General features: G+C 65.4%; 19 protein-coding genes. 2 read left to right on the forward strand and 17 right to left on the reverse strand.

The genetic code is table 11. The annotated features are described in order from the left end of the window. Positions 1-55: 55 nt before the first annotated feature. The 14 genes from TO66_RS13570 to TO66_RS13635 form a co-directional block, all read right to left on the reverse strand. Entirely contained in the window at positions 56-409 is a 354-nt protein-coding gene (locus tag TO66_RS13570) for a DUF2493 domain-containing protein (protein ID WP_044462799.1), read from the reverse strand. Then, complete coding sequence (locus TO66_RS13575; RefSeq protein ID WP_044462800.1) at positions 397-2,106, reverse strand: Na/Pi cotransporter family protein; 1,710 nt, start codon at positions 2,104-2,106, stop codon at positions 397-399. Before TO66_RS13575 ends, TO66_RS13570 begins: the two co-directional genes overlap by 13 nt. Before the next feature lie 18 nt (positions 2,107-2,124). After that, complete coding sequence (locus TO66_RS13580; RefSeq protein WP_044462801.1) at positions 2,125-2,340, reverse strand: hypothetical protein; 216 nt, start codon at positions 2,338-2,340, stop codon at positions 2,125-2,127. A gap of 129 nt (positions 2,341-2,469) precedes the next feature. Further along, a complete protein-coding gene (mgtA, locus tag TO66_RS13585; protein WP_044462802.1) occupies positions 2,470-5,184 on the reverse strand; it encodes a magnesium-translocating P-type ATPase in 2,715 nt (904 codons plus the stop codon). 288 nt (positions 5,185-5,472) lie between these two features. Beyond that, positions 5,473-5,757 carry a hypothetical protein gene (locus TO66_RS13590; protein ID WP_044462803.1) on the reverse strand — a complete coding sequence of 95 codons (285 nt, stop codon included), beginning with the start codon at positions 5,755-5,757 and terminating at the stop codon, positions 5,473-5,475. A gap of 437 nt (positions 5,758-6,194) precedes the next feature. Beyond that, positions 6,195-7,352: a glutathionylspermidine synthase family protein gene (locus tag TO66_RS13595; RefSeq protein WP_044462804.1), complete on the reverse strand. Its 1,158-nt coding sequence runs from the start codon at positions 7,350-7,352 to the stop codon at positions 6,195-6,197. 11 nt (positions 7,353-7,363) lie between these two features. Continuing rightward, on the reverse strand, positions 7,364-8,086 hold the full coding sequence (locus TO66_RS13600; protein ID WP_044462805.1) for a DUF1190 domain-containing protein: 723 nt from the start codon (positions 8,084-8,086) through the stop codon (positions 7,364-7,366). A 20-nt stretch (positions 8,087-8,106) separates the two neighbouring features. Further along, positions 8,107-8,535, reverse strand: coding sequence for a DUF350 domain-containing protein (locus TO66_RS13605; protein WP_044462806.1), 429 nt, complete (start codon positions 8,533-8,535; stop codon positions 8,107-8,109). A gap of 15 nt (positions 8,536-8,550) precedes the next feature. Further along, positions 8,551-9,201 carry a DUF2491 family protein gene (locus TO66_RS13610; RefSeq protein ID WP_044462807.1) on the reverse strand — a complete coding sequence of 217 codons (651 nt, stop codon included), beginning with the start codon at positions 9,199-9,201 and terminating at the stop codon, positions 8,551-8,553. Beyond that, a complete protein-coding gene (locus TO66_RS13615; RefSeq protein WP_044462808.1) occupies positions 9,188-10,222 on the reverse strand; it encodes a potassium channel family protein in 1,035 nt (344 codons plus the stop codon). The genes TO66_RS13610 and TO66_RS13615 overlap by 14 nt, the downstream gene beginning before the upstream one ends. A gap of 68 nt (positions 10,223-10,290) precedes the next feature. Next, positions 10,291-10,857: a rhomboid family intramembrane serine protease gene (locus tag TO66_RS13620; RefSeq protein ID WP_044462809.1), complete on the reverse strand. Its 567-nt coding sequence runs from the start codon at positions 10,855-10,857 to the stop codon at positions 10,291-10,293. Positions 10,858-11,020: 163 nt separating this feature from the next. Continuing rightward, complete coding sequence (locus TO66_RS13625; protein WP_044462810.1) at positions 11,021-11,722, reverse strand: PspA/IM30 family protein; 702 nt, start codon at positions 11,720-11,722, stop codon at positions 11,021-11,023. 26 nt (positions 11,723-11,748) lie between these two features. Next, complete coding sequence (locus TO66_RS13630) at positions 11,749-12,468, reverse strand: YjfI family protein (RefSeq protein ID WP_409077171.1); 720 nt, start codon at positions 12,466-12,468, stop codon at positions 11,749-11,751. A 123-nt stretch (positions 12,469-12,591) separates the two neighbouring features. Further along, the gene (locus TO66_RS13635) at positions 12,592-13,095 is read right to left on the reverse strand and encodes a GNAT family N-acetyltransferase (RefSeq protein WP_044462812.1); all 504 of its coding nucleotides are present in this window, start codon (positions 13,093-13,095) and stop codon (positions 12,592-12,594) included. Positions 13,096-13,197: 102 nt separating this feature from the next. Between TO66_RS13635 and TO66_RS13640 the strand changes: the two genes are divergently transcribed. Then, entirely contained in the window at positions 13,198-13,785 is a 588-nt protein-coding gene (locus TO66_RS13640) for a LysE family translocator (protein WP_044462813.1), read from the forward strand. 111 nt (positions 13,786-13,896) lie between these two features. Here TO66_RS13640 and TO66_RS13645 read toward each other — a convergent pair whose 3' ends face one another. The 3 genes from TO66_RS13645 to TO66_RS13655 form a co-directional block, all read right to left on the reverse strand. After that, a complete protein-coding gene (locus tag TO66_RS13645; protein ID WP_044462814.1) occupies positions 13,897-14,730 on the reverse strand; it encodes an AraC family transcriptional regulator in 834 nt (277 codons plus the stop codon). Between the two features lie 39 nt (positions 14,731-14,769). Then, entirely contained in the window at positions 14,770-15,273 is a 504-nt protein-coding gene (locus TO66_RS13650) for a VOC family protein (protein WP_044462815.1), read from the reverse strand. A gap of 91 nt (positions 15,274-15,364) precedes the next feature. Then, positions 15,365-16,276 carry a LysR family transcriptional regulator gene (locus TO66_RS13655; protein ID WP_044462816.1) on the reverse strand — a complete coding sequence of 304 codons (912 nt, stop codon included), beginning with the start codon at positions 16,274-16,276 and terminating at the stop codon, positions 15,365-15,367. A 110-nt stretch (positions 16,277-16,386) separates the two neighbouring features. On the opposite strand from TO66_RS13655, the gene TO66_RS13660 reads away from it, so the two are divergent. Then, positions 16,387-17,232: an oxidoreductase gene (locus tag TO66_RS13660; protein WP_044462817.1), complete on the forward strand. Its 846-nt coding sequence runs from the start codon at positions 16,387-16,389 to the stop codon at positions 17,230-17,232. Positions 17,233-17,366 lie beyond the last annotated feature (134 nt).

Here is a 17,366-nt window from a genome sequence, read left to right on the forward strand (position 1 = left end):
CTCGCTGATAAGGGGAGCGCCGCGCAGGCCGCTCCCGGGATTCAGGGGTGGAAAATCATTGCCAGTCGTCGACCGACAGGGTCTGGATGCCCGCGGCCCGGGCCTGGGCCAGCAGCTCCTCGGTGTCGTCGCCGCCGGGCAGGGCGATGACGATGTCGGGCCGGCTGTCGCGCAGCATGAAGGCGTTGCGCAGGCGTTCGGCGAGCTTGCCGTGCAACTGCCAGTTGGCCGGGTAGCGCACGATGTCGGCGCCGATCTCCCGGCCCCAGTCCTCGATCTCTGCGCCGAGGAACTGGCTGCCACCGTGGATCAGCACCTGCACTTCATGCAGGCGCTGGAAGGCGTCGAGCACCCGTCGGCACAGGCGGCCGTCGGTGCAATGGCGGCCGGCGCAGATCAGGACACGCATCGCATGCTCTCCTGGGCCGTCGGCTTGATGCCCAGCGGATGGTCCACCAGCAGTTCGCCCGGCTCGGTGGCGTCCGGGCCGCGTTCGCCGGCCCGCTCCAGGGCCGGGTAGGCCAGGGCGGCGATGTGGTGGTGCACCCGCCGGTAGTCGCGCAGCACCCGCTGGAAAATATCCCCGGATTCGGCCCAGGCGCTGCGGTCTTCGCGCAGGCCGCGAAAGTGCTCGCGGCTGGCGTCGGCCTCCAGCCTGCGCACCAGTTCCTTGCGGTCCACCAGTTGGTGGGCGCTGGCCAGGTCTTCGCGCAGGAACACCGTGACCGCCAGGCTCAGGCTGTCCACCAGGGCCTGGTGCAGGGACTGGATACAGTCCAGCTCGAACACCGAGAACTGCTCGCCGCGGCGCAGGCGGCGCGATGCGAGCTGGGTCAGGCTGCTGGCGAGGATATCGCCGGCGTGTTCGAGGTTGATCGCGAACATCAGGATCTCCTGGGCGCGGTCGGCGTCCTGGTCGCTGATGCCGTCCTGGCCGATATCCGCCAGGTAGGCGCGAATCGCCGCGCTGAGCAGGTCCAGCGACTGGTCGACGCGCCGCACTTCGTCGGCGCCGGCCGGGGTCGAGGCCTGGAACAGGCGCAGCACGCGCTCGCCCATCAGCGCCAGCATGTCGGCCAGGCGCAAGGCTTCGCGGGCGGCGTTGGACAGGCCGATCGTGGCCAGCGCCAGGCCGGCCTCGTCCAGGTACTGCGGCATGCCCGGGTCGACGTCGCGCTGCGGCTCGGGCAGCAGGCGGGTCAGCAGTGCGGCCATGGGCCCGGTCAGGCCGATGAACAGCAGCGCCAGCACCAGGTTGAACAGGCTGTGCAGGTAAACCACCTGCAGGCTGGGGGCGAGGGCGGCGACCGTGGGGCTTTGCGCGATCCACGGCAGGCACGGCAGCAAGGCGCCGGCGCCGAGCAGGCGCACCAGCAGATTGCCCAGGGGCAGGCGCCGGGCGACGCTGGAGTCGGCGCCCAGCAGCGACGGCAGGGCGCCGCCGATATTCACTCCGAGCACCAGCGCCATGGCGGTCACCGACGACAGCAGGCCGGTGGCGGCCAGGGACGCCACCAGCAGCACCACGGCGACGCTGGAATGGCACAGCCAGGTCAGCAGGGCCGCCAGCAGCAGGGCGATCAGCATGTCGCCGTCGAGGCCGCGCATCAGGGCGGCGAACACCGGCGTGCCTTCGACTTGGCCCAGGGTGGCGCCGAGGGTGTGCAGCGCCAGCAGCATCAGGCCCAGGCCGATCAGCGCGCAGCCCAGGCTTTCACAGCGCGAGTCGTCGCGCAGGCGGAAGGTCACGAAGCCCGTCAGCAGCGCCAGCGGCGCCAGGAGCGAGGTGTCGACGCTGAGCAGTTGCACCACCAGGGTCGAGCCGATGTTGGCCCCGAGCATCACCGCCAGCGCCGGGGCCAGCCCCAGGGCGCCGGTGGCGGTGAACGAGCTGGCCATCAGGCTGACCGCAGTGCTGCTTTGCAGGACCCCGGTGATGGCCACGCCGGACAGCAGCGCCATCCAGCGGTTGTTCAGGTGCTGCCCCAGCCACTGGCGCAGTTGGGTGCCGAAGCCGCGCAGCAGCGCCGAGGAAATCATCTGGGTGCCCCACAGCAGCAGGGCGATGGAGCCGGCGAGGTTGATCAGCAGAGTAGTTCCCGACATGAGGACTCTCCTTGTGTTTCATGGCTTGGCGGATCGCAGCAGGCGCAGGCTGCTGCGATGAAGGACGCTGGCGAACCCCAGCAATGCGCGGATCGTCACCCGGCTCAGCAGGCCCCGGGCATACAACCGGACGCCGACCAGGGTGATCAGGCTGGCGAGGCTTTCCAGGGCGCTCACCAGCAGGGCGCGCAACGCGTGTTCGGTCAGCGACCGCAGGTCGGTAAAGGCTTTCATGGTGGATGCTCCATTGGGCCGGGCGCCGGTTGGGCCGGCGCCGCGTTGCGGCTATCGCGAGCGAGCTCGCTCCTACAGGGGATTGCAGGGGCTGCTTGCTCGCGATGGCTTCGCGCTAACCGTCGGTCTTCAGAACCACTGCTTGAAGCGGCGGATGTAGAGGGTCTTCATGGTCTGGGCGACGACGCAGTAGCTGAGCAGGGTAGCGACCAGCCATGGGAAGTATTCCCAGGGCAGCGGCACCAGGCCGACCATTTCACCCAGCGGCGAGAACGGCACGTAGATACCCAGGACCATCACCAGCCCGGTCATCAGCATCACCGGCAGCGCCGCGGTGCTCTGGATGAACGGGATCTTCTGGGTGCGCAGCATGTGCACCACCAGCGTCTGCGAGAGCAGGCCCTCGATGAACCAGCCGGACTGGAACAGCGCCTGCATCTCGGGGCTGTTGGCGGCGAACACGAACCACATCAGGGCGTAGGTGGTGATGTCGAAGATCGACGAGGTCGGCCCGATCCACAGCATGAAGCGGCCGATATTCTTCGCGTCCCACTTGCGTGGCTTGCGCAGGAATTCCTTGTCCATCTTGTCCCACGGCAGCGACAGCTGGGAGATGTCGTACATCAGGTTCTGCAGCAGCAGGTGGATCGCCAGCATCGGCAGGAACGGAATGAACGCACTGGCCACCAGCACCGAGAACACGTTGCCGAAGTTCGAGCTGGCGGTCATGTTCAGGTACTTCATGATGTTGCCGAAGGTCTCGCGGCCCTTGATCACGCCTTCTTCCAGGACCATCAGGCTCTTTTCCAGGAGGATGATGTCCGCCGATTCCTTGGCGATATCGGTGCCGCTGTCCACCGAGATGCCGACGTCGGCATCACGCAGTGCCGGGGCGTCGTTGATACCGTCGCCGAGGAAGCCCACGGTGTGGCCGTTGGCTTGCAGGGCCTTGAGCACCCGGGATTTCTGCAGCGGGGTGAGCTTGGCGAACACCGTGCGTTCTTCCACCAGGCGGGCGAGCACGGCGTCGTCCATGTGCTCGATATCGCGCCCCAGCAGCGGCTGGCCGACCTCCAGGCCGACTTCGCGGCAGATCTTCGCGGTGACGATCGGGTTGTCGCCGGTCAGCACCTTCACCGCCACGCCGTTCTCGCGCAGCGCGGCGATGGCCGGGCCGGCGGTTTCCTTCGGCGGGTCGAGGAAGGTCAGGAAGCCTTCGATGATCAGCTCGCGCTCGTCGCTGGCGCTGTACTGCTGGCGGGTCTGCCCCGGCGCCAGGTCGCGGGTGCCGACCAGCAGCACACGGAAACCGTCGCGGTTGTATTCCTCGGCCAGCTCCAGCAGCGCCGCGCGGCGCCCGGCGTCGAGGGCCACGGTGACGCCGTCCTGGCGCACCCGGGTGGCGGTGTCGAGCATTTCCTCGACCGCGCCCTTGCACACCAGCAGGTGATGGCCGCTGTCGTCGGCGAGGATCACCGAGAGGCGCCGGCGGACGAAGTCGAACGGCAGCTCGTCGACCTTGCGCCAGGCATCGGGCGCGCTGAACTTCGGATTCTCTTCGGCGAAACGCACCACGGCGCGGTCCATCAGGTTCTTCATGCCGCTCTGGTGGAAGCTGTTCAGCCAGGCCAGTTGCAGCACCTGGTCGCAGCGGTTGCCGCCGATGTCGACGTGGTGCTCGAGGATGATCCGGTCCTGGGTCAGGGTGCCGGTCTTGTCGGTGCACAGCACGTCCATGGCGCCGAAGTTCTGGATCGCGTTGAGGCGCTTGACCACCACCTTGCGCTTGGCCATGGCCGAGGCGCCCTTGGCCAGGTTGGCGCTGACGATCATCGGCAGCATTTCCGGGGTCAGGCCGACGGCCACCGCCAGGGCGAACATGAAGGCCTCGGCCCAGTCGCCCTTGGTGAAGCCGTTGATCAGCAGCACCACCGGCACCATCACCAACATGAAGCGGATCAGCAGCCAGCTGACGCTGTTCACCCCGCGGTCGAAGGCGGTCTGGGTGCGCGAGCCGACAATGGAGCGCGCCAGCGAACCGAAGTAGGTGCGCGCGCCGGTAGCCACCACCACCGCGGTGGCGGTGCCGCTGACCACGTTGGTGCCCATGAAGCAGATATTCGGCAGGTCGAGCAGGTCCTGCTGGTCGGCGGCGGTGCGGTGCGCGGATTTCTCCTGCACGGCGCCCAGGGTGTCGTACTTCTCCATCGGCAGCGCCTCGCCGGTCAGCACCGCCTGGCTGATGAACAGGTCGCGGGACTCGATCAGGCGGATGTCGGCGGGGATCATGTCGCCGGCCGACAGTTGCACGATGTCGCCGACCACCAGGTCGCGCATCGGCACTTCGCGCAGGGTGGCCTTCATGCCCATCTGCTCGCGGCGCAGCACGGTGGCGGTGGTCCGCACCATGGCCTTGAGCGCCTCGGCGGCCTTGGCCGAACGGTACTCCTGCCAGAAGCGCATCAGGCCGCTGACCAGCACCATGACCAGCACGATGATGACGCCGGTCAGGTCGGTTTCTTCACCGGCCTGCAGCGGCAGCCAGAAGTCGGTGAAGAAACTGATACCGGTCAGGGTCATCAGCACATAGATGAAGGGGTTGTTGAAGGCTTGCAGCAACTGCACCAGGGCGTGAGGCGGCCGGTCGTGGGCCACTTCGTTGAAGCCGTCGCGCTGCAGGCGGCCCTCGGCGTCGAGTTCGGTCAGGCCGTTGGCGGTCGACTTGACGTTGTCCAGGGTCACGCCAAGGCTGTTCTGCGCTTCACGGGCGGCGCGCATCGACAGGCGGGTGTCGTCGCGGGTGGGGTTTTGCGCGGGGGCGGTGCGGGTTTTCAGCGTAGTCATTACGTGTGCTCCTGCCGCGGTCTGGCGGCACGACACACAGACCACTCACCTATTCAAAGACGAGCGAACGTATGTCGAGCCGCAAGTAAGCGATCGATTCAGGTAGTTGTGTCTTATGGGGTTTAACGTTCGCCGCCTATCCACTGGGCATGAATAGGCGACGAACCTACTACTGGCTTCGTCCATAACAATTACCACCAACTTTTTGTTTTAAGCAGGCAATAGAAAGTTGCCGAATTCCTTAACTAAGGAAAACGTTATTGAAGGACTTCAAGTGCCTTCGGTGAACTAGAAGTGCGAGTCCCGGGACAGGCTCAGCAGCAGGCCGGCCCGCATCAGCAGGCCCGCCAGGCTTCGACTCTGAGGGTCCTGGCTGTCGTCGAAACTCCAGCGTTGCTGGAGCCGGCAGGTTACCGGGCAGACGCGCCAGTTGGCCCGTGGCCGGGCTTGGGGGGAGGGGGCGGAATACAGGGTGTCGACCCGCGCGACGCCAACACGCTCAGCGTGGGGCTTGACCCGCATGGTCGATGCAAAGGCGCGTACGCCGGGCATTACAGTGGATTTGAAGTTCATAACCGTTGCCTCGCGACCGGACTGGTTCCGGTGAAGGCAAGTTACGAAGGAGCGTCAAGCTCTAGCGCAGCTTACCCGACCGAAAGTCGAGCCCCGTCATTGTCTGGGTCAGTGCCCGGCTCTGCATGAATGCAAGGGCCAGACAGCGTCTAGATACTGTGTCCATTGGCTTCTTTAGTGAGTTGAAAAAAGGCCGGTTTGACCGGCCCGCGCAATTTACTCAGGCGCCGGTATCAAGTCAAGATTAAATTGCCGCGAATTAAGTGCTGGTTCAGCTTTAAGTAAAGTCTGTGTCTGAATACAGATAAATGAGGCGGCAAGTTATTGAGACGCTCTGGGTAACTAGCGCAAAACAGTCCGGGCGCCCGTTGTTGTATTCGAAGTCTTCGCCAACAGTCCGCCAGGTAATCGGGGCGCCTTGCGCGCCCCGGCGCATTTCAGTCAAGGATCAGGTGCGGCAGGAAGCGGCTGGAGTCCTTGGTGATCAGGCTGTTGTCTTCGCGCACGCCGATGCCGGCGGCCTGGTCGCCGATGACCCAGGAGCCGATCAGGGTGTAGCTGTCGCCAAAGCGCGGCAGCGGGGCGAAGGATTGCAGGATGTAGGGCGCGTCGGTGTAGGGGCCGTCTTCCTTGACCACCTGGTCCTCCGGGGTGCGCAGTTCGATGTTCGCGCCTTCGCGGGAGAAGAACGGTTTGCGCACCCAGCCCTTGGGCACCGCCTGCTGCGGGTGCGGGTCCAGGTGGGCTTCGAGCAGGTTGGGGTGGCCCGGGTGGGCCTCCCAGAGCAGCGGCAGTATGCCCTTGTTGGACAGGATGGATTTCCACGCCGGTTCGAAGAACTGCGTATCGCAGCCGGCGATCGCCGCGCCGAAGGGTTCGTGGAAGATGAACTCCCAGGCGTGCAGCTTGAACAGGTGCGGGATCCAGCGGTCCTGCAGGTCGACGAAACGCCCGTCGTCCGTCAGGCCGATGTCTTCCACGTCGATATGCCGCGACTCCAGGCCGGCCTTTTCCGCGATCAGGCGCAGGTAGTCGGTGGTGGCGCGGTCTTCCACCGAGTCCTTCATCGAGGCGAAATAGAACGGGCGCTCGATCCCCAGCTGGGCGAAGGCCTGGTGCAGGCGGGTGTCGATGCTGTTGAACTGGTCGGCATGGCGCGGCAGCAGGCCGCGCTCGATGTTCTGCTCCAGCCAGCCCCACTGGAACGCCGCGGTTTCATAGAGGCTGGTGGGGGTGTCGTAGTTCAGCTCCAGCAGCTTGGCCGGGCCCTGGCCGTTGTAGGAAAAGTCCATGCGGCCGTAGAGGTGCGGATGCCCCTCGAGCCATGAGGTACGGATCATGTCGTAGAAGGCCGGCGGAATGCTCAGGCGATCCAGCAGGGCCTCGTCGTGCACCACCCGGCCCACCAGGTCCATGCACATCTCATGGAGCTCGGTGGTCGGGTCTTCCAGGTCGTCCTCGATCTGCTTGAGGCTGAACTGGTAGTAGGCGCTTTCGTCCCAATAGGCTTCGCCGTCGATGGTGTGGAACAGGAAGCCGAGTTTTTCCGCGGTCTGTCGCCAGTCCGGGCGTTCGTTGCAGAGGATCTTCTTCATGGCGCGGCCCCTTAGCTGCTCGAGCGTCCCGAACTCCAGCCCGAGCTCGAACTGGAGCCGCCCCAGCCGCTGCGGGCGCTGGCCTGGCTGCCGAAGCCGCCACGGGAGGTGGAGGAGGAGACCGACATCGACCGTGGGCTGGTGACGCGGAAACCGTTGCCCGATTGCGCCTGGCGCGACTTGGAGAAGGTCGAGCCGCTGGCGATGCGCTGGTTGAGCGTCGAGTTGGCGTAGCCGCCGCGGTCGTCGCGGTAGCGGTAGACCGGCTCGGAGTAATAGTTGCGGTTGCCGCCGCTGAGCATGTTGCCGATCAGCAGGCCGGTGAGCAGTCCGCTGTCGCTGCTGCTGAACGACGAGCTGCGTCCGGCCTCGGGGCTGACCCCGGCCGCCGCCAGCTGCTCGCGGGTGAACGCGCCCTGGGTGTTGATTTCAAAGCCGCCCAGCTTCGGCACGAACTTGCCGTTGGAGTCCACCTGGCACCAGTTCTCGACGAAGTCGGCATCGCAATCGGCCTGGCTGTCGTAGACCGGCGCCTGGGCGCGGTGCTCGGCCATGGCCTTGATGTAGGCATCGGAGCAGACGTCCACGGCGATCTTGCCGTCCACGCATTCCTGCACCGACTGGAAGTTGAATTTCTGCTGGACCGCGAGGGTATCCGGCTCCGAGTTGCAGCCCGAGATCGCCAGCGCCACCGAGGCGGCCAGGGAGAGCTGGACGTATTGGCTTCGTTTCATCGAATGCTCCGTGCGGTCGATCAGTTCTGCGAAGGGGTCATGCAGGCGGCGTTGAGCAGGCCGACGCTGATGGCCACGGCGGCGACGTAGATGCCGGCGGCGATTTCACCGTTGCGGATGCGTTGCGAGGTGCCCTTGAGCACCAGGCTGGTCATCAGGAACGCCAGCAGTTGCACCACGGCGGCGATCAGCGCCCAGACCGCGAAATCCAGCAGGCTGATGGAGTAGGCGATAACGTTGCTGGCCGGAATGGCGAAGCCGATGATGGCGCCGCCCAGGGCGATCGCCGCGGAGGCGTTGCCCTCGCGGATCAGCTCGAACTCCTTGTGCGGTGTCAGGCGGGTGTAGACGAACTGGAACAGGACGAACAGCACCGCCGCGCCGAGGATGTAGGTCAGGAAACCGACCACGGCGAATTTGTTCAGGGAAATGGAAAGGGCTTCAAGCATGGGTTCTGGTCCTTGTCAGAGGGTTTGCAGGTCGGTCATGTAGAGGGAAATGCCCAGGGAGCTCACGAGGCTGACGCTACCGTCGGCGTATTGCTCCACGGAAAACAGCAGGAATTCGCGGCGATTGGTCAGGCCGGTTTCGCGGGCGTACAGCATCGAATGGCTGTCGAAAGAGAAGGTCTCGTCCGGCTTGGAGACCTGCTCGTGCAGCGGCACCAGCTCGGTCTGGCCGGCCTCGGTGCCCCATTCGCGCTGGTACTCGACTCCGTCGAGGCTGTAGCTGGGGCGGCCGATCAGGCTGTTGGGGCCGGCCAGGCGGCGCAACTCGGCTTCGCTGTTGATCGCCTGGTTGCTCAGGTAATTGAACAGGATCACCGACTTGACCTCGCCGTCGACGCCGCCGCTGGTATGCACTTGCAGCCAGTAGTCCTCGTCGTCCAGGTAATAGCGCGACAACCACTCGGACTGGCCCAGGTCGACCCGGCCTTCGCTGTAGACCGCCTGGTCGCCGGGAATCACCACGCCGGTCTTGCCGTCGAGCAGCAGCCTGAGGCTGGCGTCGAAGCGGACGCTGGCGCCCATGTTCAGGCCGAGCGGGCCGGCCGAGGAAACCGCGGCGGTGCTGGTGGGGGCCTGCAAGCCCATGAAGCGTTTAAACCATCCCATTGTCGATGTCCTTGAGGCGGTTGGAAGCGATATAGAAAAGGTCGCCACCCTGGATCCGCGTGTCGCTGCGCGGGTTGATCTGCGGCTGTTGCGCGCCACGCGGGCGATAGCCGATCAGGGTCGCGTTGTAGTCTGCCTTGAGGCGCACGTAGAGTTCGGCGAAACCGCATTCATAGCTGTCGGGCAGGCGCATGACATATTGGGTGGCGCCTTCGCCGACGCACAGCAGTTCGTTGATCACCACCGAGGAGCCGGGGTCCTGGGAAGAGCGGACCAGCATTTCGATGGCCATGCTCGAGGTGCATTCCAGTTTCGGCGCGTAGGAGGCGGCCAGGGTGGCGATTTCACTGTCGTTGAAATGCGCGACCACATGGCCGCTGGGGCGCAGCTGGTTGATCGCCAGGACGCTGGCCAGGGTCAGGTCGTCGGCGCGGGTGCGCACCAGCACACGCTCGGCACCGGGCACCCCGGCGCGCAGCAGCAGGGCCGCGGACGACAGGCTCTCGCCGCGGACGAAGGCGGCCTTGCCCTGCATCGGGTTCTCGTCGAGGGTGGCGTCGCAGATCACGATCAGGTTGTCGTTGGAGGTTTCGTCCTGTAGCAGCAGTTCGATCACCCGTTCGCTGGACGCGCCTTCCCAGCCGACCAGCACGGTATGGCCGGTCTTGCCGGTGAAGTCGCCTTTGCCTTTCATGCCTTTTCTCCATACGTCGATAACGCTGCTGGTGGTCTTGCCGATGGCCGCAGTCAGCAGGGCAATGCCGCCGAGCATCACCCAGACGGCGACGAACACCCGGCCGGCGGCGGATTGCGGCGACAGGTCGCCATAACCCACGGTCAGGGTGGTGGTGAAGTAGAAATAGATGAAGGTCGCGGGCGCGGTGAGGTGCTGCTCGCCCAGGACCACCAGGCCGAGGTAGGAGGTCGCGGCATGCGCGCCGAGCGCGATGGCCAGGCCCATCCAGCCGAAGCGCTGGAAGAAGGTGGCCGCGTAGACCCTAAGCAGGATGAAAATCGACATCGAATCCCTGATTTCCTGATGAACTGTTCTATCCGTGATGCGCCAGGCGACGCCCGGGCAGGGCGTCGTCATTGCCGCGCGGCATTAGACATCGGCTTGGCGCCGGATAAAAGCATTTTTGCTGCGATGAAGCCGGCGAAGGCGCCGGCGAGGTGCCCTTCGAAGGACACCCCGGCCCGCGGCACGAACCCCAGCACCAGGCCCGAATACAGGAACAGCGCCAGGCCGGCAGCCAGCAGGCTGGCCCAGCTGCGCAGCAGCCAGGCGCGCGTGAGGATGTAGGTCCACAGGCCGAAGACCCAGGCACTGGCGCCGACGTGGATGCCGCGAAAGCCGAACAGCCACACCAGTGCGCCGGAGAGCAGGATGATGATCAGGCTGACCGTCACGAAGCGCCGCTGGCCTTCGGCAACCACCATGGCGCCCAACACCAGGAAGGGCACCAGGTTGGCGCTCAGGTGAGTGAAGGAGGCGTGGAGAAAGGGCGAGGCGAGTATCCCCGGCAGGCCCTGCAGGGTGCGCGGGATCAGGCCGAAGCCATTCAGGCTGTAGCCGCTGAGGCTGTTGAGCAGCTGTACCGCGACCATCAGCAGGGCCAGGCCCGCCAAGGTCTTGAAGCCATTTGCAGCGACCATCGCGGCCCTCCCATAGGCCAGAATCCATTGTAGGAGCGAAGCTTGCTCGCGATGGACTGCAGAGTGCTGCGCATACCCAGTCAGTACGCGGTGCCATTAACGATCATCGCGAGCAAGCTTCGCTCCTACCGTTTCCGTGGCATGACACCGCGTGCCTTTTTTCTTACTCGGCCGATTTCTGTTTCTTCAGGCGCTCGAGAATGGCGTTGGCGCTGCCCTGGTCGGGCACGATGTTGGCTTCGCGCAGGCGACGCTCCAGGTCGTTGCCGTTGCTTGCGTCGGCCAGTTGCTCCTGGGCTTCCATTTCCGCCGCGCGCTGGTCCTGCTTGGCTTGCAGGCGGTTCAGGGTGTTGACCGCGGTTTCCAGCTTGCCGTTGGCGCCGCCGCTGGCGATCGAGGCACTGACCTGGGCCTTCTGCACGCTGTCGCGGGCCTTGGCCATGTCTACCTGCTGGCGCAGGCTGCGGATGCGCGCCTCGGCCTTGCCGATGTCCTTGCGCATGTTCTCGGCATAGGTGCCGAACTCGCTGGCCTGCTTCTGCTCGGCTTCCAGGCCGGTGGTCAGGGTCGAGATGGCTTCGGCGACTTCCAGGGCCAGGTCTTCGCGGTTGGCTTGCAGGGCGGCGACCGCCTTGGATTCCAGGTCGGCGATCTTGGCGTTGAATTCGTTGACCCGCTCGGTGGACAGCTTGTGCTTGGCCATGATGGTGACCAGTTCACGCTTGGCGTTGGCCAGGGCGTTGTCGGCGTCGCGGATTTCCTGGTCGAGGATGCGCAGGGCCTGCTGGTCGGCGATGGCTTCGCCGACTTCGTTGGCGCCGCCGCGCAGGGCGGTGAAGAGTTTGTTCCAGATGGACTGAGTCATTGAGGCGTACTCCGGATGCAGGGCAATCAGTTGAAGAAGCCGGCGAAGGCTTCGGTGGCGCGCTGGACGTTGTCGACCAGGGTCTTGATCTCGGTGACCACGTTGGTCAGGTTCGATGCCGAGCTCAGGGCGCCGAACATGTTGTAGACGGTCTGGCCGTTGGGCATGGACTCGATGCCGATGGAGGAGAGGGGGAACATCTCCCGGCTGCGCAGCACCGCGTCGTTGAAGCGAGGCACGTCGTTGATCGATTCCAGGTCCACCAGCACGGTGTCGACGATGATCTGCTCGCCGACCACCGCGATGTAGATCGGCAGGCCGCCGAACTCGTGCATGTCCAGCTTGATGCTTTGCTCGGCCCCTTGAACCAGGGTCAGGCCGATTTCGTTCGAAGTCACTTCGTCCAGGGCCTGCAAGGCGCTGAAGAGGCGGTCGATGGTCCAGTTCTCACCTGCGATCATTTCATTCTCCAATACCGGTGCGCCGCCGATCAGGGGCTGGCGCAGCTTCTTCTCAATGTGCTTGAGCACGCTCCGGTTTTCCGGAAGTACCCAGGTTTCGTGTTTCACATAACCAGCGGCACTCAGGCCTGCGCGCATCTGCTTCATGTAGAAGCTCGACGGCTTCTTGCCGGACGCCTTGTCGCTGGACGCTGTGTGTTCAGAGGGGGGCGAGCGCTCTCCTTGTCGACTCTCTGAGGAAGCCGGTGGGTCAGCAAGCTGACGGGCCGGACGGGGCTTTTTCATGGGGTGACTCCGTTGTTCACGTATCACGCGTGAGAAAAACTACAGGATGATTTGTCGCTGTTCAATAGCTCACGCGTGATATTTTTTCGTGGCTGGAAGAAGGCTCCGGCAGCCGTCCGATGGTTATCCGGCCGCTGCCAGGCCGTCGAATGCATAGCGCGTGCAGGGGTAACCGTCAGCGCTGATCGGGTGGCGGCGGTAAGCGTTTGCGGTGAGTTGGGGAATGACCCGGGCCCAGAAATCCCGGGCCGGCCGGTTGGCGTCGATATGGACGACCTGCCATTGCCCGGGCCGTGGCGCCAGCAACTGCGTCACCAGTTGGCGGCCGATGCCGCGGCCGCGAAAGCGCCGGGCCACGAACAGGTAGGCGAGGTTGTGCTGCGCCTGGGCCAGGTGCACCTTGTCGTCGACGACGGCGAAGCCGGCCAGTTCGCCGTCGACCCGCAGCAGCCAGGGGCGGGTGCCGGGCTGGCGCCAGTAGCGGTCCAGCGACTGGATCTGGAACAGGCCGTGGCGGCCGAGTTCCAGTGGCAGCCATTCGCTGAGTTCGTACAGGTAGAACTGCATCAGGTTCTCGAGGCATTGCCAGTCGTCGCGCTGGGCCGGCTGCAGGTCGATCGGGCTCATGCTGGGCGCTCCGGGCGCAGGGGTGTTTTCTTCAATACAGGGGGTGGCTCGCGCACCTAACGTGGTCGCCGGACTTTCCGATCGATCCCATGAAGGTGTGTGATGAGCGTAGTGTTTTCCATGGCGGCCTTCGCGCTAGCCTCTTCGATTACCCCTGGCCCGGTCAATATCGTGGCCCTGAGTTCCGGCGCGCAGTTCGGCTTTCGCGCCAGCCTGCGGCATGTCGGCGGCGCGACGCTGGGCTTCGTGCTGTTGCTGGTGCTGATCGGCCTGGGCCTGCATGAGTTGCTGCGGCTGTGGCCGTTCCTGACCCGGGGCATCCAGCTGTTCGGGGTGGCCTTCCTGCTGTTCATGGCCTGGAAACTGGCGGTGGACGATGGCCGCCTGGGCAGCGACGGCCAGGCCCGGGCGCCGTCGGCCCTGTACGGCGCGATCATGCAATGGCTCAACCCCAAGGCCTGGCTGGCCTGCGTTGCCGGCATGGGGGCGTTCGCCGCCAATGGCGAGGCGCTGCTGGTGTGGCAGTTCGCGCTGGTGTATTTCGTGATCTGTTACCTGTCGATCGCCTGCTGGGCCTATGCCGGCACCTTCCTGCGCCAGTACCTGAGCAACCCGAAGGGCATGCGCCTGTTCAACCGCAGCATGGCGTTGCTGCTGGTGGCGAGCGCGGTGTACCTGTTGTTGCCATGAGAGGAGGGGTCAGGCGTTCTGGCCTATCGCGAGCAAGCTCGCTCCTACAAGGGCCTGCGATCTCCTGTAGGAGCGAGCTTGCTCGCGATCAGGGACGCCAGGGCTGGCGCATCACCCGCGATACTGCCCCGGCGTCGCAGCCATGTACTGCTTGAATGCCCGCTGGAAATGCGCCTGGTCGGCGAAGCCGGCTTCCAGGGCCACGTCGGCGATCGGCTCGCCTTCCCGCAGCCGGCCCTGGGCGAATTGCACCCGCTGGTTGACCACGAAGGCGTGGGGCGTCATGCCGTAGTGCCGCTTGAAGGCACGGATCAGGTAGGACGGAGACAGCTCGGCGGCCTGGCAGATGTCTTCGAGTTTCAGCGCATGGGTGCAGTGCGTGCGGATGTAGTCGGCGGCCCGGCGCAGCTTCTGGTTGCTCGCGCGGGGCGGCTGGCTGGCCGGGTTCAGGCGTTGTTGCAGGTCGCTGAAAAACGCCACCGCGGCGCTGTGTTTGTGCCGCGTCTCGGCTTGTTCGTCCACCAGCGTTTCATACAGCCGGTTGAGCCCGGCATAGAGCGCGGGGTCGGTGCTGTAGGGCGTGGAGAAGGCACGAAAGCCCAGGTCCTGGCTGAACCCCAGCTGGTGCTGCAACTCGGTCAGCCAGGAGGTATCGACATACAGCATGCGATACGACCAGGGCTGGTCCTCGAGCGGGTTGCAGGCGTGCACCTCGCCGGGGTTCATCAGCACCACGGTGCCGGTGTCGATGCGAAACCGCGCCTGTTCGTGCAGGTAGATGCTCTGCCCGGCGGTGATGGCGCCGATGGAAAAGAACGCATGGGAATGCCGGCTGTAACAGACCTTGCGCCCATCGGCGATCGAACGGGCCTCGATAAAGGGCAGCGCCGCATCGCGCCAGAATTGCGGGGCGGTAGCGCAGCGGGTGGTCGGGCTCGGCTTCATCAAGGGCATCCCAGCGACAGGCATCGGCCACCGAGTGTATTAGGTCTCGCCGGCGAAGGCTCGCTCCAGGGTGGCGATATCGAGTTTTTTCATCGCCAGCAGGGCCTGCATCACCCGCTGCGCGCCGGCCGGGTCGGGGCCGCTCATCCAGCGGGCCAGCGCGCTGGGCACGATCTGCCAGGACAGCCCGAACTTGTCCTTGAGCCAGCCGCACTGCTGGGCCTGGGGATCGCCACCGTAGGACAGCGCGCTCCAGAAGTGGTCGATTTCCCCCTGGTTCTGGCAGTTGACCTGCAACGAAACCGCTTCGCTGAACTGGAACAGCGGCCCGCCATTGAGGCCGGTGAAGCTCTGGCCGTCGAGCTCGAAGGACACGGTCATCACCGAGCCTTCGGGGCGACCGTGGAACTCGAACCCGGCCTTGCCGTAATGGGTGAGGGCGGTGATGCGAGAGTGCTCGAAGATCGAGCAGTAGAACTGGGCGGCGGTTTCGGCCTGGTGGTCGAACCACAGGCAGGGCGTGATGCGATGAATGTGCGACATGACGGCTCTCCTCGGCAGGTTGTTCAGCCTTGAGCAAGCGTAGTCAGCCCAGGGGTGGCCGGGATTGCCGTAGATCGACAAACCGCTGCGCTCAGGAGCGCTCTTGTTCGGCCACCCAGGCCCTGGCCGTATCGATGAAGGCGCGCAGTTTCGGCTGGCTCTGGGTACGGCTGGGAAAGTACAGGTACAGCCCGGAACTGGGCGGTACGAAGGCTTGCAGCACGCGTTCCAGGCGCCCGCTGGCCAGGTCGTCGGCGATCTCGATGTCGCAGGCGTAGGCCAGCCCCTGGCCGGCCCGTGCCGTGGCGAGCAGCAGTTGGCGGTCGTTGACCACCAGGGCGCCCTGGACGCCGACGGTGAAATCCCGGCCCCTATGACGAAACTCCCAGCGATGGGGCCGGCCTGAAGTGATGAAGCGATAGCCGATGCCTTGGTGCCGGGTCAGCTCTTCGGGAGTCTGCGGTCTGCCGGCCCGGGCGAAATAGCCTGGCGCGCCTACCACCGACCAGGCCAGGTCCGGGGTCAGGCGCACGGCGATCATGTCCTTTTCCAGGGACTCGCCCAGGCGGATGCCGGCGTCGAAGCCCTCGCTCACCAGATCCACCGTGGCGTCGTCCAGGGAAATCTCCAGGTTGACGTCGGGGTAGGCGGCGCGAAAACGCGGAATCAAGGGTTCCAGCAGCAGAGCGCCGGACAGGCGCGGCGCGGTCAGGCGCAAGGTGCCCATTGGCCGCTCGCGGTAGCTGCCGAGCACCGCCAGGGCATCGCCGATTTCAGTGGCGGCCGGGCGCAGGCGGGCGAACAGGCTGCTGCCGGCCTCGGTCAGGGCCACGCGGCGAGTGGTGCGCTGGAACAGCAAGACGCCGGTGCGTCGTTCGAGGTTTTTCACCGCCTGGCTCACGGCGGTCGGGGTCACCCCCAGCTGGCTGGCCGCCTGGGTGAAGCTCTTGTGCTCGGCGACGGCGAGAAACTCGGTCAAGCCGTCGAAAGGGTCCTGGTTCATCGCAAGGCCATTATGAAAGAGAGATTCATAGTGCTTGTAGCACAAGACGATTTTTCCGACTAATGCGCGTGCGTACCTTGTGTTCACCCACTCCTGACAAGGTATCGATCATGACTTCGCAAACCCCTTTCAAACGTGTCTGGCTGATCACCGGGGCTTCCCGCGGCATCGGCGCCAGGATCACCGCCGCGGCCCTGGCCCATGGCGATGCGGTGGTGGCTACCGCGCGCAATGCCCAGTCGCTCATCGAGCGTTTCGGTGCGCAGCCGGGCCTGCTCGCCGCGCAGCTGGACGTCACCGACGAGGCCCAGGCCCGGGAGGTGGCGCAGAGCGCTGTCGAGCGCTTCGGCCGCATCGATGTGCTGGTCAACAATGCCGGTTTCGGCCTGCTCGGCGCGGTGGAAGAGGCCAGCAGCGAGGAAATCCGCCGGGTCTATGAAACCAATGTGTTCGGCCTGCTCAACGTGACCCGCGGGGTGCTGGCGCACATGCGCGCCGCCCGCAGCGGCCATGTGATCAATATCTCTTCGATCGGCGGCTATCAATCGGGGGCGGGCTACGGCGTCTACTGCTCGACCAAGTTCGCTGTCGAAGGCCTGAGCGAAGCCTTGCACAGCGAGCTGGCGCCCCTGGGGGTGAAGGTCACGGTGGTGGAGCCGGGCTACTTCCGCACCGACTTTCTCGACGGCAATTCATTGCTGGAATCGCCCGCCCGCATCGCTGACTACGAGCCGACCGTCGGCCTGGTGCGGCAGCAGGCCAAGGCCTACAACCAGCAGCAGCCGGGCGACCCGGACAAGCTGGCGCAGGCGATGATCGCCCTGGTCGAGGCACAGCAACCGCCGCTGCGCCTGCCCCTGGGCACCGACACCCTGGCGGCCATCGCGGCGAAGAACGCCTATGTCGAGGAGGAAACCGCCACCTGGCGGGCGCTGTCGGCCTCCACCGACTTCTGATCGCCGCGGCGCCCACAGGCCACTCTGTTCCAGGCGAGGCGGTCCGGCCCGTGGGCATGACCGGCGGTCGTAGAATCGGGCCCGGCCGGCAAACTGCGCTTAGCTCAAGGGGGGCGTCTGCGCGGCGCGTGGAA

Origin of the sequence: Pseudomonas sp. MRSN 12121, assembly GCF_000931465.1 — a bacterium.
Taxonomy (GTDB): Bacteria; Pseudomonadota; Gammaproteobacteria; order Pseudomonadales; family Pseudomonadaceae; genus Aquipseudomonas.

Coding starts and splice junctions, on each gene's coding strand:
- TO66_RS13570 (WP_044462799.1), bottom strand. CDS start 409: ATGCGTGTCCTGATCTGCGCCGGCCGCCATTGCACCGACGGCCGCCTG.
- TO66_RS13575 (WP_044462800.1), bottom strand. CDS start 2,106: ATGTCGGGAACTACTCTGCTGATCAACCTCGCCGGCTCCATCGCCCTG.
- TO66_RS13580 (WP_044462801.1), bottom strand. CDS start 2,340: ATGAAAGCCTTTACCGACCTGCGGTCGCTGACCGAACACGCGTTGCGC.
- mgtA (WP_044462802.1), bottom strand. CDS start 5,184: ATGACTACGCTGAAAACCCGCACCGCCCCCGCGCAAAACCCCACCCGC.
- TO66_RS13590 (WP_044462803.1), bottom strand. CDS start 5,757: ATGAACTTCAAATCCACTGTAATGCCCGGCGTACGCGCCTTTGCATCG.
- TO66_RS13595 (WP_044462804.1), bottom strand. CDS start 7,352: ATGAAGAAGATCCTCTGCAACGAACGCCCGGACTGGCGACAGACCGCG.
- TO66_RS13600 (WP_044462805.1), bottom strand. CDS start 8,086: ATGAAACGAAGCCAATACGTCCAGCTCTCCCTGGCCGCCTCGGTGGCG.
- TO66_RS13605 (WP_044462806.1), bottom strand. CDS start 8,535: ATGCTTGAAGCCCTTTCCATTTCCCTGAACAAATTCGCCGTGGTCGGT.
- TO66_RS13610 (WP_044462807.1), bottom strand. CDS start 9,201: ATGGGATGGTTTAAACGCTTCATGGGCTTGCAGGCCCCCACCAGCACC.
- TO66_RS13615 (WP_044462808.1), bottom strand. CDS start 10,222: ATGTCGATTTTCATCCTGCTTAGGGTCTACGCGGCCACCTTCTTCCAG.
- TO66_RS13620 (WP_044462809.1), bottom strand. CDS start 10,857: ATGGTCGCTGCAAATGGCTTCAAGACCTTGGCGGGCCTGGCCCTGCTG.
- TO66_RS13625 (WP_044462810.1), bottom strand. CDS start 11,722: ATGACTCAGTCCATCTGGAACAAACTCTTCACCGCCCTGCGCGGCGGC.
- TO66_RS13630 (WP_409077171.1), bottom strand. CDS start 12,468: ATGAAAAAGCCCCGTCCGGCCCGTCAGCTTGCTGACCCACCGGCTTCC.
- TO66_RS13635 (WP_044462812.1), bottom strand. CDS start 13,095: ATGAGCCCGATCGACCTGCAGCCGGCCCAGCGCGACGACTGGCAATGC.
- TO66_RS13640 (WP_044462813.1), top strand. CDS start 13,198: ATGAGCGTAGTGTTTTCCATGGCGGCCTTCGCGCTAGCCTCTTCGATT.
- TO66_RS13645 (WP_044462814.1), bottom strand. CDS start 14,730: ATGAAGCCGAGCCCGACCACCCGCTGCGCTACCGCCCCGCAATTCTGG.
- TO66_RS13650 (WP_044462815.1), bottom strand. CDS start 15,273: ATGTCGCACATTCATCGCATCACGCCCTGCCTGTGGTTCGACCACCAG.
- TO66_RS13655 (WP_044462816.1), bottom strand. CDS start 16,276: ATGAACCAGGACCCTTTCGACGGCTTGACCGAGTTTCTCGCCGTCGCC.
- TO66_RS13660 (WP_044462817.1), top strand. CDS start 16,387: ATGACTTCGCAAACCCCTTTCAAACGTGTCTGGCTGATCACCGGGGCT.